This is a genomic window from Oceanicella sp. SM1341 (assembly GCF_003448965.1).
Taxonomy (GTDB): Bacteria; Pseudomonadota; Alphaproteobacteria; order Rhodobacterales; family Rhodobacteraceae; genus Paroceanicella.
The window spans coordinates 1-16211 of record NZ_QRGC01000002.1 but is presented as its reverse complement, the minus strand read 5'-3'; the positions used below and the strand labels follow the sequence as shown (position 1 = coordinate 16211).

General features: G+C 70.6%; 14 protein-coding genes and 1 tRNA gene. 6 read left to right on the top strand and 9 right to left on the bottom strand.

The window, feature by feature from the left end; translation table 11 throughout:
- Position 1: 1 nt before the first annotated feature.
- The 3 genes from D3P35_RS02085 to D3P35_RS02075 are packed head-to-tail and all read left to right on the top strand — an operon-like array spanning position 2 to position 2680.
- Positions 2-1024, top strand: a complete 1023-nt coding sequence (locus tag D3P35_RS02085; protein ID WP_118132816.1) for an ABC transporter permease — start codon at positions 2-4, stop codon at positions 1022-1024.
- Positions 1021-2169 (top strand): ABC transporter permease, encoded by a 1149-nt coding sequence (locus D3P35_RS02080; RefSeq protein ID WP_118132815.1) that lies wholly within the window; start codon positions 1021-1023, stop codon positions 2167-2169. Before D3P35_RS02085 ends, D3P35_RS02080 begins: the two co-directional genes overlap by 4 nt.
- A 22-nt stretch (positions 2170-2191) precedes the next feature.
- Positions 2192-2680, top strand: coding sequence for a DUF2938 family protein (locus tag D3P35_RS02075; protein ID WP_118132814.1), 489 nt, complete (start codon positions 2192-2194; stop codon positions 2678-2680).
- Positions 2681-2693: 13 nt separating this feature from the next.
- On the opposite strand, the gene D3P35_RS02070 is transcribed toward D3P35_RS02075, so the two are convergent.
- The 7 genes from D3P35_RS02070 to D3P35_RS02040 all read right to left on the bottom strand — a co-directional run bounded on the left by D3P35_RS02070 (position 2694) and on the right by D3P35_RS02040 (position 10765).
- A complete protein-coding gene (locus tag D3P35_RS02070) occupies positions 2694-2957 on the bottom strand; it encodes a hypothetical protein (RefSeq protein WP_118132813.1) in 264 nt (87 codons plus the stop codon).
- 347 nt (positions 2958-3304) lie between these two features.
- Positions 3305-4960, bottom strand: coding sequence for an alpha/beta-hydrolase family protein (locus D3P35_RS02065; protein WP_198670430.1), 1656 nt, complete (start codon positions 4958-4960; stop codon positions 3305-3307).
- Between the two features lie 76 nt (positions 4961-5036).
- Positions 5037-6017 (bottom strand): ABC transporter ATP-binding protein, encoded by a 981-nt coding sequence (locus D3P35_RS02060; protein WP_118132811.1) that lies wholly within the window; start codon positions 6015-6017, stop codon positions 5037-5039.
- Positions 6014-7021: an ABC transporter ATP-binding protein gene (locus D3P35_RS02055; protein ID WP_118132810.1), complete on the bottom strand. Its 1008-nt coding sequence runs from the start codon at positions 7019-7021 to the stop codon at positions 6014-6016. The genes D3P35_RS02060 and D3P35_RS02055 overlap by 4 nt, the downstream gene beginning before the upstream one ends.
- Complete coding sequence (locus D3P35_RS02050; protein WP_118132809.1) at positions 7011-7985, bottom strand: ABC transporter permease; 975 nt, start codon at positions 7983-7985, stop codon at positions 7011-7013. The genes D3P35_RS02055 and D3P35_RS02050 overlap by 11 nt, the downstream gene beginning before the upstream one ends.
- Entirely contained in the window at positions 7985-9007 is a 1023-nt protein-coding gene (locus tag D3P35_RS02045; protein ID WP_118132808.1) for an ABC transporter permease, read from the bottom strand. Before D3P35_RS02045 ends, D3P35_RS02050 begins: the two co-directional genes overlap by 1 nt.
- Positions 9008-9091: 84 nt before the next feature.
- Positions 9092-10765, bottom strand: coding sequence for an ABC transporter substrate-binding protein (locus D3P35_RS02040; protein WP_118132807.1), 1674 nt, complete (start codon positions 10763-10765; stop codon positions 9092-9094).
- Positions 10766-11036: 271 nt separating this feature from the next.
- Here D3P35_RS02040 and D3P35_RS02035 point away from each other — a divergent pair, with 271 nt between their 5' ends.
- Together D3P35_RS02035 and D3P35_RS02030 are read left to right on the top strand one after the other, a co-directional pair.
- Positions 11037-11807, top strand: a complete 771-nt coding sequence (locus D3P35_RS02035; protein WP_118132806.1) for a LuxR family transcriptional regulator — start codon at positions 11037-11039, stop codon at positions 11805-11807.
- 152 nt (positions 11808-11959) lie between these two features.
- Complete coding sequence (locus D3P35_RS02030) at positions 11960-12859, top strand: proline iminopeptidase-family hydrolase (RefSeq protein ID WP_118132805.1); 900 nt, start codon at positions 11960-11962, stop codon at positions 12857-12859.
- Between the two features lie 44 nt (positions 12860-12903).
- On the opposite strand, the gene D3P35_RS02025 is transcribed toward D3P35_RS02030, so the two are convergent.
- Entirely contained in the window at positions 12904-15387 is a 2484-nt protein-coding gene (locus tag D3P35_RS02025) for a heavy metal translocating P-type ATPase (RefSeq protein WP_118132804.1), read from the bottom strand.
- 140 nt (positions 15388-15527) lie between these two features.
- On the opposite strand from D3P35_RS02025, the gene cueR reads away from it, so the two are divergent.
- A complete protein-coding gene (cueR, locus tag D3P35_RS02020; RefSeq protein WP_118132803.1) occupies positions 15528-15917 on the top strand; it encodes a Cu(I)-responsive transcriptional regulator in 390 nt (129 codons plus the stop codon).
- Positions 15918-16134: 217 nt separating this feature from the next.
- On the opposite strand, the gene D3P35_RS02015 is transcribed toward cueR, so the two are convergent.
- A tRNA-Met gene (locus tag D3P35_RS02015) sits at positions 16135-16211 on the bottom strand.

The window sequence follows — 16211 nt, the reverse complement described above, 5'->3', positions numbered from 1 at the left end:
CATGGCCCGATACATCCTGCGCCGATGCCTGACGATGATCTGGACCCTCGCCGTGGTGTCGGCGCTGGTGTTCCTGATCGTGAACCTGCCCCCGGGGGACATCCTGTCCAACCGGATCAACGAGCTGATGGCCTCGGGCGAGAGCTCCTCGGTGGCGCGGGCGAAGTTTCTCGCGGCGCAATACGCGCTCGATGAGCCGATCTGGAAACAGTACCTGATCTGGCTCGGCGCCTGGCCGGGGCCGCTGGGCTTCGAGGGGCTGCTGCAGGGCAACCTCGGCTGGTCCTTCGAGCTCGACCGCCCGGTGTCCGACATCGTGACCGAGGCGATGTGGATGACGGTGGTGCTGAACTTCACCACCATCCTCTTCGTCTACGTGGTGGCGCTGCCGCTGGGCGCGCTCGCCGCGGTGCGGGCGAATTCGCTGGTCGACTATCTCGCCACCTTCATCGGCTACATCGGCCTCGCCACGCCGAACTTCCTGCTCGCCATCATCCTCTACAGCAAGGGGGCGGAGTGGTTCGGCCTGCCGGTGGGCGGCATGGTGAGCCGGGAATACGCCAATGCGCCGATGAGCCTCGACAAGCTGCTCGACATCGCGGCGCATCTCGTGGTGCCGGTGATCGTGATCGGTACCTCCGGCATGGCCGCGATGGTGCGGCGCCTGCGCGCCAACCTGCTCGACGAGCTGGGCAAACCCTACGTGACCACCGCCGCCGCCAAGGGGCTCTCGCCCACGCGGGCGGTGGTGAAATACCCGCTGCGCATGGCGCTCAACCCCTTCGTCTCCGACCTCGGGAACATGCTGCCGCAGCTGGTCTCCGGCTCGGTGCTGGTGTCGGTGGTGATGGGGCTGCAGACCATCGGGCCCATCCTGCTGCAATCGCTCAAGAGCCAGGACTATTTCCTGTCCGGCTTCATCCTGCTCTTCGTCTCGGCGCTCACGCTGGTGGGCATGCTGATCTCCGACATCCTGCTGGCGCTGCTCGACCCGCGCATCCGCTTCGAGGGCCGCGGCCGATGATGGATCCCGACGCGCATTACGTCGCCCCCGGCGGGCATGACCCCGATGCCGAGCGCCAGGTGATCGAGCGGCAGGACCTCGACGCCGCCACCTGGATGCTGGTGTGGCGGCGTTTCCTGCGCCACAAGCTGGCGGTGCTCTCCGGCCTGTTCCTGCTGGTCACCTACCTCGCCCTGCCCTTCGTGGATTTCCTCGCCCCCTACGACCCCGCGGTGCGCGACGACGACCACCTGCTCGCCCCGCCCCAGCCGATGGGCCTGTTCGACGGCGGGCTGCTGGTGAGCTATCCCAGCACCGAGAGCCTCGACCTCACCACGCTGCAGCGGGTCTACGAGCCGGATTACGACAATCCCCAGCCGGTGCGCTGGTTTGCCAGCTGCGGGCCGCAGTATTCCTTCCTCGGGCTCTGGATGAGCGACAACCGGCTCGCCTGCCCGCCGGAGGGCGGCACGCTCTACATCCTGGGCACCGACAGGCTGGGGCGTGACCTGCTCAGCCGGCTGATGCATGGCGCGCGGCTCAGCCTCACCGTGGGGCTGATCGGCGTGGCGATCTCCTTTGCCATCGGCATGATCGTGGGCGGGGTGGCCGGCTATTTCGGCGGCTGGGTCGACTCGGTCGTGCAGCGGGTGATCGAGATCATCCGCTCGCTGCCCGAGCTGCCGATCTGGCTGGCGCTCTCGGCCGCGGTGCCGGCGAGCTGGGGGCCGGTGTCGGTGTTCTTCGTGATCTCGATCATCCTCGGCCTGCTCGACTGGCCGGGGCTGGCGCGCGCCGTGCGCTCGAAGTTCCTCTCGCTGCGCGAGGAGGAATACGTGCGCGCGGCCGAGCTGATGGGCGCCTCCACCACCCGGGTGATCGGGGCGCACATGATGCCGAACTTCATGAGCCACCTCGTGGCCACGGCCACGCTCTCCATCCCCACGATGATCCTGGGCGAGACGGCGCTGAGCTTCCTCGGCCTCGGGCTGCGGCCGCCGGCGGTGAGCTGGGGGCTGATGCTCAACGACGCGCTGCAGATGGGCCAGGGCGCGCTCACGGTGGCGCCCTGGGTGCTCTGGCCGCTGGTGCCGGTGATGCTGGTGGTGCTGGCCTACAATTTCGTGGGCGACGGCATCCGCGACGCGCTCGACCCCTATTCCTGACCCACACTGAAAGGCACAGACGGTGGAATTCCTGTTCAAGGGCTTCGTGATCGGGGCCGGCGCCACGCTGATCTTCGATCTCTGGGTGCGGTTCGTGATCGTCGGCCTCGGGCTGCCGGGCGCGAACTGGACACTGGGCGGGCGCTGGTTTGCCCACATGCCGCGCGGCCGGTTCCGGCACGAGAGCATCGCCGCGGCGCCGAGCCTTCCGGGCGAGACCGCGGTGGGCTGGACCATGCATTACCTGATCGGCATCGCCTACGGGCTCATCCTGCTGGCGCTCTGCGGGCCGGACTGGGGCCGCGCGCCCACGCTCTGGCCGGCGCTGGCCTTCGGGCTGGTGACGGTGCTGGCGGGCTGGCTGATCATGGCGCCCTGCATGGGCGCAGGCATCGCGGCGTCGAAGGCGCCCCGGCCGATGCAGGTGCGCGCCGTCCAGCTGTCGAACCACGCGGTGTTCGGCGTGGCGATGTGGCTCTGGGCGCTTCTCGCTGCCGCCGCCTGGGGCTGAGACCGCCGCCCCCTTATTGCGCGGCGCGGATCTGCTCGGCCTGGTCCGAGCGGTCCTGCCCGATCACCACGGGCACGGCCACGGCGGCGGCACGGGCCCAGGCCTCGGCGACCGGGTCTGTCCAGTCACGTATGCCGGTGCCGCCGGGGCGGCCCGGAAAGGGAAAGTTCCTTATGGCCAGCAGCCTTGCATTCGAATCCCCGAACGCCGTGCCGTGCTCGCCCAGGACCGGGCAGGAACGACGGGCCTGAACCCGCCCGTAGTTGATATCTCGCATCGAACACACCCCCCCTGGTATGTCTTCAACCTCGGCCGGTCATTCATGTTCGACCATTCATGCTCGGCCATTCATGCTCGGCCATTCGTGTTCGGCCATCCCTTTCGACCATTCCTGATCGACGCCGACCTCCCCCTTCTGACGCCGGCGCGATTCCGGAGGAGATCATGTCACAGTTCGGCAATCTTTGGGGGTAACAAGTTAACATTGCACTTATGCCGAGCATACAGCGGACATTTTGTGTCTCAAAGGCGACAGTTCTCTGCGTGTTTGTGTCCCGCATCCTGCGGGGATGCGCCGGGGCCGGAGTGCCGGGCGGATCCCGCGCCTGACTGCGGCGGCCTTGCTCAGAGCTGCTCGCGCGCCAGCAGCGCGCGCAGCGCCTCGAGCTCCGGCGCGCCCCAGGCATCGCGGCCGAGCACGGCGCGCCAGGCATCGAGGTAATGCGCCCCGGAATAGACATGGCCGTAGCCGGGCGGCGTGCCGGTGGCGATGGCCATGTCGAGCGCGAGCTGCAGGAAGGTGACCACCGGGTACCAGCGCAGGTCGGGCGAGACGTCCGGACCGCGCGGGCCGCGCATCCAGTCCGGTTCGCGCCAGGCGGAGGTTTCCTCGAAGAACACGATCGGGTCGCCCGCGTGCTGGAGGTAGACGATGCGCAGCGGCCCCCAGGGGCGGGGGTCGTCGGCCAGCACGTCCCGCTGGGTGGTGAAGCGGATCACCGAGCCGTCGCGGAACTGCGGCAGCCAGGCGGGCGAGCCGGGCACCCGCTCGGCCACCGCCTGCTGCCAGGTGGGGCTGGGAAAGGGCGGGCCGGCCCAGAGCGCGCCCTGGAACGGGTCGGCGATCACGTCGAACAGGTCGGCCGAGAGGTCGGAGTTGAGCGCGCCGAGGCTGAGCCCGTGCAGGAACAGCCGCGGCCGCGCACCCTCCGGCAGGCTTTCCCAGTGATGGTAGACGGTGGCGAACACGGCCCGGGCGGTCTCGGTGCCGTATTCGGCGTCGACGAAGAGCGCGAGCCAGCTCGGCAGGTAGGAGTACTGCACGGTGACGGTCGCGATGTCGCCGTCGGTGAGGTATTCCACCGCCTTCTGGCTGCCGGGGTCGAGCCAGCCGGTGCCGGTGGGGGTGGCGATCACCAGCGTGGCGCGCTCGAAGGCGCCCTGGCGCTGCATCTCGGCGAGGGCGAGCCGGGCGCGGTCTTCCGGCGTCTCGGCCGAGTTGAGCCCGACGTAGATGCGCAGCGGCTCGCGCGCCGGGCGGCCGGACATGCGGGTGATCTGCGCCGCGTCGGGCCCGGCGGCCACGATCTCGCGCCCCGCCCGGCCCAGCCCCTGCCAGCCGACGAGGGAGGCGGAGCTGCCGGTCTTGCCCGGCTCGGTGGGGCGGGGGGATTCGGGCTCCAGCAGGGCGTCGTAGCGCGCGTAGGAACTGTCGAGCGCGGTGAGCACGCCGCGCATCAGCACGCCGCTGCCGATGGACCAGAACAGCGCCGCGGCCAGCACGAAGCCCAGCAGCGCCGCCACGCGGGGCGGCAGCAGCCGGTCGGCCCAGGCGGAGAACAGCCGCACCGCGGCGCCGAAGAGCCGGCCCAGCAGCAGCAACACCGCGGCAACGGCAATGGTGATGGCGCCCAGGGTGAAGGGGCGCGAGCTCTCCACCGGGGGCATCTCGATGAGGATGCGGATGCCGTTCTGCCAGTCCGACGCCTTCCAGAAGGCCACCGCGGCCACCGCGGCGCAGGCGAGCGAGAGCAGCATGCGCGGCCAGGCCGCGCGGCGCGGATAGGGCAGGCCGAGGTAGAGCCAGACCAGCCGCACCCCGTGGCCGATGCCGTAGCCCACCGCGAAGCTGATACCGGAGAGAACGCCCTGCATGGCCGCGCTGCGCGGGATCAGGCTGGGGGTGAGGGAGGCGGCGAGGAACAGCGTTCCCAGCGCCAGCCCCAGCGCGGAAAGCGAGCGGAAATAGGCCGTTACCATTGCCGAACCCGGTAGTCTCATGCCTGCGGCCCTCCCCCCTTCACGAAAGGAGGAGCGTAAGGGGCCGGCGGCGGGCCTGTCCACCGGGCGGGGTGTCTCAGGCCTCGAGCGGGTGGTGGCAGGCGAGCGCGCCGCCCTGCCCGTCGGGCAGCAGCGCCGGCCGCTCGGCGCGGCACAGCGCAGTGGCACGCGGGCAGCGGGTGTGGAAGCGGCAGCCGGGGGGCGGGTTCAACGGGCTCGGCAGATCGCCGGAGAGGATGGTGCGCGCCGGGCGCGGCACGTCCAGCTTCGGCACCGGCACGGCGGAGCGCAGCGCGGCGGTGTAGGGGTGGCGCGGGGCGGAGAACACCCGGTCCACCGGCCCGGTCTCGACCACCGAGCCGAGGTACATCACCGCCACGCGGTTGGAGATCTGCCGCACCACCGAGAGGTCATGCGCGATGAAGACGTAAGTGAGGCCCAGTTCCTCGCGCAGGTCGGCGAGCAGGTTGACGATCTGCGCCTGGATGGAGACATCGAGGGCCGAGACCGGCTCGTCCGCCACCACCAGCTTCGGGCGCAGCGCCAGGGCGCGGGCGATGCCGATGCGCTGTTTCTGGCCGCCGGAGAACTCGTGCGGGAAGCGCATCGCGTGCTCGGGCAGCAGGTCGACCCTTCGCAGCAGGGCGGCGACGCGATCCGGGATCTCGGCGCGGTCGCAGGCGGCGTGGATGCGGAACGGGTCGGAGAGCAGGTCGCCCACGCGGCGGCGCGGGTTGAGCGAGGCGGCGGGGTCCTGGAAGACCATCTGCATCTCGCGGCGCAGCGGGCGCATGCGCGCGGCCGAGGCGCGGGTGATGTCGCGGCCCTCGAACTCGAGCGTCCCGGAGGTGATGTCCTGCAGCTTCATCAGGCAGCGGCCGAGCGAGGATTTCCCGCAGCCGCTCTCGCCCACGATGCCGAGGGTCTCGCCCGGCATCACCTCGAGCGAGACTTCGCTCACCGCCTGCACCGCCCGGCGGCGGGCGGGCAGCAGCGCGCGGCCGACGCGGTAGGTCTTCGAGAGTTCGGTGGCGCGCAGCAGCGGAGTTGCGGTCATGAGCGGGCCTCCCCGGCGGCGAGAAGTTCGGCCCGGCGGGCCGGGCTGAGCACGCAGGCGGCGCGGTGGCCGCCCTCGCCGGTGAGTGCGGGCATGGCGGCGCAGGCGGCATGGGCATGGGCGCAGCGCGGGCGGAAAGCGCAGCCCGCCGGCAGGGCCGAGAGGCGCGGCGGCGTGCCCGGGATGGCCGAAAGCCGCGCCGGCCGCGCGCCTTCCAGCGGCGGGATGGAGGCGAAGAGCCCCCAGGCGTAGGGGTGCTGCGGCGCGGTGAAGAGATCGCGCTTGCTGCCCTCCTCCACCACCTTGCCGGCATACATCACCCGCACGGTGTCGGCGATCTCGGCCACCACGCCGAGGTCATGGGTGACGAGGATCACGGCGGAGCCGAACTCGTCGCGCAGCCGGCCGATGAGCTCGAGGATCTGGGCCTGCACGGTGACATCGAGCGCGGTGGTGGGCTCGTCGGCGATGAGCAGCGCGGGGTTGCACGACAGCGCCATGGCGATCACCGCGCGCTGGCGCATGCCGCCCGAGAGCTGGTGCGGGTAGCGCCCGGCCACGTCGGCCGGGGCGGGGATGCCGACGGCGGAGATCAGCTCCACCGCCCGCGCCCGCGCGGCGCGGGGCGAGATGCGCTCATGCGCGCGGATCTGCTCCACGATCTGGGCGCCCACGGTGTGCACCGGGGTGAGGGCGGTCATCGGGTCTTGGAAGATCATCGCCATGTCGCGGCCGCGGATGCGGTCGAGCGCGCGGCGGCCGAGGCCCACCAGCTCCTGCCCGCGGAAGCGCACGGAGCCCGAGAGCACGGCGTTGGGGCTGGTGATGAGGCCCATGAGGGCGAGCAGGGTCTGGCTCTTGCCGGAGCCGCTCTCGCCCACGAGGCCCATGATCTCGCCGGGGGCGATGGCGAAGGAGATGCCGCGCACGGCTTCCACCAGCCCGTCCTCGGTGCGGAAGGAAACGGTGAGGCCGGAGACCTCGAGCAGCGGTTCAGCGGGCATCGCGGGCCCTCGGGTCGAGAATGGCATGCAGGATGTCGACGACGAAATTCGCCATCACCACGAAGAAGGAGGCGTAGATGACCGTGGCAAGGATCATCGGCAGGTCGAGGGTCTGGAGCGCGTCATAGGTGAGCTTGCCCACGCCCTGCAGGCCGAACACCACCTCGGTGAGCAGCGCGCCGCCGCCCACGAGGGCACCGAAATCGAGGCCGAACATGGTCACGAAGGCCACGAGCGAGGTGCGCAGCCCGTGGTGCAGCAGCACCCGGGTCTCGCCGATGCCCTTGGCGCGGGCGGTGCGGATGAAATCCTCCTGCATCATCTCGATGAGCGAGGCGCGCAGCACCCGGCCGTAGAGGCCGACATAGAGGGTGGCGAGCACGGTCCAGGGGATGACGAGGGCCTTGAACCAGCCCCAGGGGTCGACCGAGAGCGGCACGTAGCCGAGGGCCGGCACCCAGGAGAAGGCCCATGTGTCATGCCAGCGCGACTGGGTGACGAGGTTTGCGACCTCGCCCAGCCAGAACACCGGCATGGAGATGCCGGCGAGGCCGAGCATCATCAGCCCGCGGTCGACATAGCTGCCCCGCGTGGCGCCGGCCACCACGCCGACGACGAGCCCGCCCAGCACCCAGAGCACCGCCGCGCCGCAGACCAGCGACAGGGTGATGGGAATGGCGTTCATCACCGTGGGGATGACCTTCTGCCCGCGGTTCACGAAGGAGGTGAGGTCGCGGGTGACGAAGAGCCGCTTCATCATCAGCGCGTATTGCACCGGCAGCGGGCGGTCGAGGCCGAAGTCATGGCGCACCTGCTGGAGGGTTTCCTGGCTGGCGTTGCGGCCGGCGATGCGGGCCGAGGGGTCAGCCCCCGGGGTGGCGAAGAAGATCAGGAAGGCGACCACGGAGATGCCGAACATCACCAGCACCATCTGGCCCAGCCGGGCAAGGAGGGCGAAGAGCATCAGCCGATCCTCACGGTGGATTTCGGGTCGAGCGCGTCGCGCACGCCGTCGCCGAAGATGTTGAGCGCCAGCACGGTGACCGCGATGGCGATGCCCGGCGCCAGCGCCACGGCGGGGCGGGAATAGAGCAGGCCCTGGCCGTCCTGGATGATGGTGCCCCAGCTCGCGTCCGGCGGCTGCACGCCGATGGAGAGGAAGGAGAGCGCGCTCTCGATGATCATGTTGAGCGCCAGCATCAGCGGCACGAAGACGATGATGCGGGTGACGACATTGGGCAGGATGTCCACCCAGAGGATGCGCCAGGGCGAGGCGCCCAGCCCCACGGCTGCGGTGACGAACTCGGATTTCATCAGCGTGATCACGTGGTTGCGGATCGGGCGGGCCACGTAGGGGATGTAGACCACTCCGATGATGACGATGGGCAGCGCCAGCGAGCCGGAGCGGATCTCGAACGGCCCGATCAGCAGCGGCTGGGAGATCAGCACGATGGAGAGCGAGATGGCGAGCAGGAAGATCGGGAAGGCCCAGAGCACGTCGAGGATGCGGGAGAGCACCGTGTCGACCAGCCCGCCGAAGAAGCCCGCCACCACGCCCACGAAGGTGGCGACCACGAGGCAGAGCACCGCGGCGGCGCCGGCGATGAACAGCGAGTTGCGCCCGCCGTAGAGCAGCCGCGCGGCCACGTCACGCCCCTGGTTGTCGGCGCCCAGCATGTAGGGGCCGAGCTGCCAGGTGGGGCCGATGGGGGTGAGGCCGAGGCCCAGCCCCTCGGTGGAGGCTTCCAGCACGTCGCGGCTCTTGCCGTCGACCGTGATGGTGCCGTTGAGATTGGTCGCGAACGGGTTCGTGCCCGAGACGTAGGTCGCGTAGAGCGGGGCGGCGAGGCAGGCGGCGAGGATGACGAGCAGCACGGCGAGGGCGGCGAGCGCCGCGCGGTCGCGCTTCAGCCGGCGCCAGGCGGTGGCCCAGGGGCCCTCGGCCGCACGGGCTTTTTCGGGAAGGGGGGGTGTGGTGTCGGTCATCTCTCGGCGCTGGCTGGAGGGCTGGCATGGCGGCGGCCCCCCTTTGCCCGGGGGGCCGCCGCGCGCCTTTGTGTCAGGTCCGGGTCACTGGAGCCAGGACTGGCTCATGATCCAGTAGAACTGCGGGGAGAAGGTGAAGTTCTGCACCCGCTTGGACACGAAATCGACGCGCTTGGGGGTGAAGAGCACCGCGGCGGGGGCGGCGTCGGTCACCGCGTGGTCGACCTCGGTCCACATCTGCGCCGACTTTTCGGGGTCGGTGAGGGTGAGGGCGGCGGCCTCGTCCATCTTCGCGTCGATCGCCTCGTCGCAGAAGCCGGCGATGTTCACCGAGGCGTCGGAGCCGGGGGTGAAGCTGTCGCAGCCGAAGAGCACCTGCAGGAAGTTCGAGGGCGACGGGTAGTCCTGGAACCACTGCGAGATGGAGATCTGCACCTTGTTGTTGGTGTTCTGGATGTAGGTGAACTGGATGTTCTGCGAGATCGGCTGCACCGAGGTCTTGTAGCCCAGCTCGTTCAGCACGCCCTGCAGGTAGACACCGATGGCGCGGGAGACGGTGTTGTCCTCCGCCACGATGGTGACCTCCTGGCCGGCGGTGCCGGATTCGGCCACCAGCGCCCTGGCCTTCTCCATGTCCGGCGCGCTCCAGGTGTCGGTGCCGCCCGCGGTGTAGGGGCAATAGGGCACGTAGGAGGGGAAGCCGGGCGGCAGGATCTGGCAGGCGGGCTGCGCCAGCGCCGCGCCGCCGAAGAGCTTCACGATGGCCGAGCGGTCGATGGCGTAGTTCACCGCCTGGCGCACCCGCACATCGTCGAAGGGCGCGAGATTGGTGTTCATCGGCGCATACCACATCGCGGTGAGCGGGTGGACGGACACCTGGGAGGCGTAGCGCGAGCCGATCTCGGCGAGGCGGTCGGGCGGCGGCGGATCGAACATCCAGTCGGCCTGGCCGTTCTGGATGGCGGTGACGGCGGCTTCCTCGGTGAGGCCGAAATCATAGTCGATCTGGTCGGGGTAGCCGGCGGGCTGGGCGTCGGCGCTCCATTCCGCGAAGTGGGGGTTGCGCACCATGCGCAGCTGCTCGTTCGGGTTGTAGCTCTCGATCATGTAGGGGCCGGTGCCGGGCACGGGGGTGGTGCCGGCGTCCTCGGCGGGGGTTTCGGCCGGCAGGATCGCGGCATGCGGGATGGCGATCTTCTGCAGGAACTCGCCGTCCGGGGCGGTGAGGTTGATGGTCACGGTGTTCGCGGCATCGTCGATCACCACGCCGCCGTCGAGCGTGCAGTCCGCCGGGCTCTCGAGGCAGGCGTCCGCGCCCACGATGCCGTTGTAGAACGTGCCGGAGGTGGGGCCGGAGACCTTGAAGATGCGCTGGAAGGAGGCGAGCACGTCTTCGGGCGTGAGGTCGGTGCCGTCGGAAAACCTGATGCCCTCGCGCAGCTTGAAGACATAGGTCTTGCCGTCGTTCTGCGGCTCGGGCAGTTCCTCGGCGAGGTCGGCGACCACGTCGAAGCCGGTCTCGTCACCGGCCTTCCGGAAGGTCACCAGCCCGTCGTAGAGCATGTAGTTGATCTGGAAATACTGCAGCGTGTAGTTGATGTGCGGGTCGATGGTGCCCGAGGCCGCCTTGGCGAGCAGCCGCATGGTGCCGCCGGGGGTGCCTTCCTGGGCGTGCGCGCCACCGGCCGGCATCGACGCGGCGAGGCCCGCGAGGGCGATCCCCGACATCAATGCGGCAAGGGTCGTTCTGGGTCGCATGGCCGTGTCCCTTCCTGGAGTTCGCATGGATGACGCCGCGGCGGAGCGGGGCCCGGCCGGACGGATGACGAGAGGCCGGGCCCGGGCCCGACTGCGACCAGCCTAGGGGCCGGGCGGCCCTCGCGTATAGCTATCGAATCTTATAGGTTCGAGCACCGATGCCGCTCTCGCGGGCAGCCGGCGGCAGGTTTGCCGCCGTTTCGCCCGCAAAACGCGCAATCGGGCCGCTCTGTCGATTTGACAAGCACGGGGCCGGGGATAGAATTTGCCGATGCTGCACACCATCGCCGAACACGAGCACGAGTTTCATCCCGGCATGTCCGTGGCCGATGCCATGGACGTGGCGCTTGCCCTGCTGCGGCCGGAAGGGTTCGACATCGCCACCTACGACTATTCGCCGGTGCCGCTGAGCCATGACGGCGAGTTCATCACCCCCGCCGTGCTCAGCCTGTGCAATGCGCCGGAGGACATGGAGGCGCTGTGGTGCCGCGGCGGCTACTACCAGATCGACCCGGTGATGGAGGCCTCGCTCGCGGTGTCGCGGCCCTTTGTCTGGGCGCATGGCGGGCGGCAGAGCCCGGTGATGCGCAAGGTGCTGGCCGAGAAGCACTCGCCGGTGGTCGCCTACCTGCACGACACGCGGATGACCTGCGGCATCACCGTGCCGATCCGGGCCGAGGGCGGGGCGCTCGCCACCTTCTCCGCCATCCGCACCGACCCCGGGCGCGACACCGAGCGCGACGCCGAACACCTGCTGGCCGCGATGGGCCATCTGGGCCGCGTGTTCCATGACGCGGTCTACCCCGGGTTCGACGCCGCCACCCGCACCAGCGCGCATATCCGCCTCACCCCGCGCGAGCGCCAGTGCCTGCGGCTGTGCGCGGCCGGGCTCACCACCAAGCAGGTGGCGCATGAACTGGCGCGCTCGGTGCCCACGGTGACGCTGCATCTCAACTCCGCCACCCGCAAGCTCGGGGCGCGCAACCGCTTCCAGGCCATCGCCCGCGCGGCGCATTACCGGCTGCTGGAACCCGACGCCTGAGCCACCCCTCCCCTGCCCCTCCTGCGCCGCGCGCGGCCGGCGAACCTATAAGATTCCCTAGCTGTCGGCCGCCGCCGGGGCTTTGCTAACCTGCCTGTCGCGGTGCCCACCGGCCCCGCCGGACATGCCCCGACCCCGAGGAGACAGGCACAATGAGCGAGATCCCGACCACCGAAGGCTTTTCCGCCTGGCAGGGCCACCAGACCTGGTACCGCGTGAGCGGCGACCTCTCCTCGGGCAAGCTGCCGCTGGTGGTGGCGCATGGCGGGCCGGGCTGCACGCATGACTACGTGGACAGTTTCCGCGCGCTCGCCGCCACCGGCCGCCCGGTGATCCACTACGACCAGATCGGCAACGGCAAGTCCACGCACCTGCCGCAGATGGGCCCGGAGTTCTGGACCGTGGAGTTCTTCCTCGGCGAGCTCGACGCCCTGCTCGACCACCTCGGCATCCGCGGGCGCTACGCGCTGCTCGGCCAGTCCTGGGGCGGCATGCTGGGGGCGGAGCACGCGGTGCGCCGGCCCGAGGGGCTGAAGGCGCTGGTGATCGCGAACTCGCCGGCCTCGATGGCGCTGTGGTCGGCCGGGGCGGCGGCGCTGCGCGCCGAGCTGCCGGAGGAGGTGCAGGAGGCGCTGAACCGGCACGAGGCCGCCGGCACCCTCGACCACCCCGACTACCTCGCCGCCACCCGGGTGTTCTACGACCGGCACGTGTGCCGCATCAGCCCCTGGCCGGAGGAGGTGGCCCGCACCTTCGCCGCCATCGACGCCGACCCCACGGTGTACCACGCGATGAACGGGCCCACGGAATTCCACGTGATCGGCACGATGAAGGACTGGTCGGTGATCGACCGGCTGCCGCAGGTGACCGCCCCGACCCTCGCCTTCCGCGGCCATTACGACGAGGCGACGGCGGAGTGCGTGCAGCCCTTCCTCGACCTGATCCCGGGCTGCGAGGGCCATGTCTTCCCCGCCTCCAGCCACATGCCGCATGTGGAGGAGAAGGCGGAGTGCATGGCGGTGGTCGAGGCCTTCCTCGCCCGCCACGACTGAGATCGTCAGGCGCCCGCCGCGGGATGGCGGCGGGCCGACCGGCGTCAGAGCTTCGCCGCGCGCAGGCGCAGGGCGTTGCCGATCACCGAGACCGAGCTGAGGCTCATCGCCGCCGCGGCGATGACCGGCGACAGCAGGATGCCGAAGAACGGGAACAGGATGCCCGCCGCCAGCGGCACGCCCGCGGTGTTGTAGACGAAGGCGAAGAACAGGTTCTGCCGGATGTTCGACATCGTCGCCTCCGCCAGCCGCCGGGCGCGCAGGATGCCGGTGAGATCGCCCTTCACCAGCGTGACGCCGGCGCTCTCCACCGCCACGTCGGCGCCGGTGCCCATGGCGATGCCCACGTCGGCGGCGGCCAGCGCCGGGGCGTCGTTCACCCCGTCGCCCGCCATGGCCACCGAGCTTCCCCCGGCGCGCAGCTCCTCGATGAGCGCGCCCTTGCCCTCGGGGCTGATGCCGGCCTTCACCTCGTCGAGCCCGAGGGTTTTCGCCACGGCGCGGGCGGTGGCCTCGGCGTCGCCGGTGGCCATCACGATGCGGATGCCGGCATCATGCAGGCCGCGGATGGCCTCGGCCGTGGTGTCCTTGATGCGGTCGGCCACGGCGACGATGCCGGCGGCACTGCCATCGACCGCGAGGAACATCGCGGTGCGCCCCTCGGCCTGCAGCGCCTCCGCCCGCTCCGCCAGCGCGCCGAGCGACACGCCCTCGTCCGCCATCAGCGCCGCGTTCCCCAGCGCCAGCCGGCGGCCGTCGGCACTGCCGGTGACCCCCTTGCCGGTGACGGCGGCGAAATCGGTCACCTCGGCGCGGCGCGCGCCGCGCTCCGTGGCGCCGGTGACGATGGCCTCGGCCAGCGGGTGTTCCGAGCCGCGCTCCAGCGCCGCGGCGAGGGAGAGCACCTCCTCCTCGGGCAGGGCGCCGGCCACCACCTCGGTGAGCGAGGGCCGCCCCTCGGTGAGCGTGCCGGTCTTGTCGACCACCAGCACGTCGACCTTCGCCAGCCGCTCCAGCGCCTCGGCGTCGCGGATCAGCACGCCGGCATGGGCGCCGCGCCCGGTGGCCACCATGATCGACATCGGCGTGGCGAGGCCGAGCGCACAGGGGCAGGCGATGATCAGCACGCTCACCGCCGCCACGAAGGCATAGGAGAGCGCCGGCGCCGGCCCGAAGAGCGACCAGGCCAGGAAGGCCAGCACCGCCACCGCCACCACCGCGGGCACGAACCAGTTCGCAACCCGGTCGGCCAGCGCCTGGATGGGCGCGCGGCTGCGCTGCGCCTGGGCCACGAGGCCGACGATGCGCGACAGCGTGGTCTCGGCGCCCACGCGCTCGGCCTTCATCAGGAAGCTGCCGGTGCGGTTGAGCGTGCCGCCGGTCACCGTGTCGCCGCCGGATTTCTCCACCGGCACCGGCTCGCCGGTCACCATGCTCTCGTCCACGGCGGAGCGGCCCTCGGTGACGGTGCCGTCGACCGGCACCGCCTCGCCGGGGCGCACGCGCAGGATGTCGCCGGCCTTCACCTCGTCGAGCGGCACGTCCTGCTCCGCGCCGTCGCGCACGCGCCGGGCGGTCTTGGGCGCGAGGTCCATCAGGGCGCGGATGGCGTCTCCCGTGCGGTCACGCGCGACGAGCTCCATCACCTGGCCCACGAGCACCAGAACAAGGATCACCGCCACCGCCTCGAAATAGACCGGGGGTGCGCCGTCATGCATCATCGCGTGCGGGAAGATGCCGGGCAGCAGCAGGGCCACCACCGAGAACACCCAGGCCGCCCCGGTGCCCACGGCGATCAGCGTCCACATGTTGGGCGAGCGGTTGACGATCGAGGCCCAGCCGCGTCGGAAGAACACCCGGCACAGGAAAAGCACCGCGGTGGCGAGCACCGCCTGCAGCCACACGAAGGCCACGGGCCCCAGCCACTCGCGGAAGGGCAGGCCCAGGTGGTCGCCCATCTCGAGCACGAACACCACCGCAGCCATGGGCGCGGTGATCCACAGCCGGCGGCGGAAATCGACGAGCTCGGGGTTCGGGCCGCTGTCGGCCGTGGGCATCATCGGCTCCAGCGCCATGCCGCAGAGCGGGCAGTCGCCCGGGCCGTCCTGCACGATCTCGGGGTGCATGGGGCAGGTCCATTGCGCGCCGGCGGGGGCCTGCGGGGCCGGGCGGTCGCCCAGCCATGCCTCCGGCTCGGCCTCGAACTTCTCCTGGCAGCGCGCCGAGCAGAAGTAGAAGCGCTGGCCCTCGTGCTTCGACATCCAGCGGGCCGAGGCGCGGTCCACCGTCATGCCGCAGACCGGGTCCTTCGCGGTGAGGTATTTTTCCGGCTCCGCCACGAACTTGTCATGGCAGCCCTGGGAGCAGAAGTGGAAGTCGCGGCCCTCGTGGCTTGCCACGGGCTTGCCGCGCGCGGGGTCCACGGTCATGCCGCAGACCGGGTCGCGGATCACGGCGGGCGCGGGATCGCCGCCGCCGCAGCAGCTCCCCTGCCGCGCGGGGTGGTGGTGGTGCGAATGATCGGACATGGGATGTCTCCAGCGAGCAGGATCTCTTCTGCAGCGGCATATGGGGCTTCCAGCCACTGGAAGGTCAAGGGGGTGCAGGCCTTGACCTTCCAGTTTTCGGAACCTTTATGTGCAGGGAACGCACAGCGGAGAGCACGCCGATGAACATCAAGGAGGTGGCAGGGCTGAGCGGCCTGCCGGCCAAGACCATCCGCTACTACGAGGACATCGGCCTTGTGCGCCCGGCCCGGGCGGACAACGGCTACCGCGCCTTTTCCGAGCGCGACGGCGCCAAGCTGGCCTTCCTCGCCCGCGCCCGCTCGCTCGGTTTCAGCATCGACGATTGCCGCGCCCTGCTCTCGCTCTACGAGGACCGCAGCCGCGCCAGCGCCGACGTGAAGGCCCTGGCCGAGGACCGGCTGGAGGAGATCGACCGCAAGATCACCGAGCTCGAGGGGCTGAAGGCCACGCTCTCGCAACTTGTCCGCCGCTGCCACGGCGACGACCGGCCGGACTGCCCGATCCTGGAAGACCTCGCCGGCCAGGGCTGAAGGGGCAGGCAGCGCCCGCCCTGCGCGCCCGGCTCACGCGGGCCTCCGTGATCATGCCGATCTCCGGGAGGGCCATAGGGCGGCAATGCAGCCTCCATGCCCGCCGGACCCGCAGTCATCCGTGCCCTCGGCGCGACGCCCTGGTCGCGCCGGCCACCGGGCAGCGCAGACGCAAAAACCCTCCGCGGCTGAGCCTGCGGAGGGTTTTCTGTATTTCTGGTTGCGGGGGCAGGATTTGAACCTGCGGCCTTCAGGTTATGAGCCTGACGAGCTACCGGGCTGCTCCACCCCGCG

Bases quoted from the DNA above. Each gene is read 5' to 3' on its own strand.
- D3P35_RS02030 (WP_118132805.1), top strand. From the start codon at position 11,960: ATGAGCGAGATCCCGACCACCGAAGGCTTTTCCGCCTGGCAGGGCCAC.
- D3P35_RS02050 (WP_118132809.1), bottom strand. From the start codon at position 7,985: ATGCTCTTCGCCCTCCTTGCCCGGCTGGGCCAGATGGTGCTGGTGATG.
- D3P35_RS02065 (WP_198670430.1), bottom strand. From the start codon at position 4,960: ATGAGACTACCGGGTTCGGCAATGGTAACGGCCTATTTCCGCTCGCTT.
- D3P35_RS02080 (WP_118132815.1), top strand. From the start codon at position 1,021: ATGATGGATCCCGACGCGCATTACGTCGCCCCCGGCGGGCATGACCCC.
- D3P35_RS02045 (WP_118132808.1), bottom strand. From the start codon at position 9,007: ATGACCGACACCACACCCCCCCTTCCCGAAAAAGCCCGTGCGGCCGAG.
- D3P35_RS02025 (WP_118132804.1), bottom strand. From the start codon at position 15,387: ATGTCCGATCATTCGCACCACCACCACCCCGCGCGGCAGGGGAGCTGC.
- D3P35_RS02070 (WP_118132813.1), bottom strand. From the start codon at position 2,957: ATGCGAGATATCAACTACGGGCGGGTTCAGGCCCGTCGTTCCTGCCCG.
- cueR (WP_118132803.1), top strand. From the start codon at position 15,528: ATGAACATCAAGGAGGTGGCAGGGCTGAGCGGCCTGCCGGCCAAGACC.
- D3P35_RS02040 (WP_118132807.1), bottom strand. From the start codon at position 10,765: ATGCGACCCAGAACGACCCTTGCCGCATTGATGTCGGGGATCGCCCTC.
- D3P35_RS02060 (WP_118132811.1), bottom strand. From the start codon at position 6,017: ATGACCGCAACTCCGCTGCTGCGCGCCACCGAACTCTCGAAGACCTAC.
- D3P35_RS02035 (WP_118132806.1), top strand. From the start codon at position 11,037: ATGCTGCACACCATCGCCGAACACGAGCACGAGTTTCATCCCGGCATG.
- D3P35_RS02055 (WP_118132810.1), bottom strand. From the start codon at position 7,021: ATGCCCGCTGAACCGCTGCTCGAGGTCTCCGGCCTCACCGTTTCCTTC.
- D3P35_RS02085 (WP_118132816.1), top strand. From the start codon at position 2: ATGGCCCGATACATCCTGCGCCGATGCCTGACGATGATCTGGACCCTC.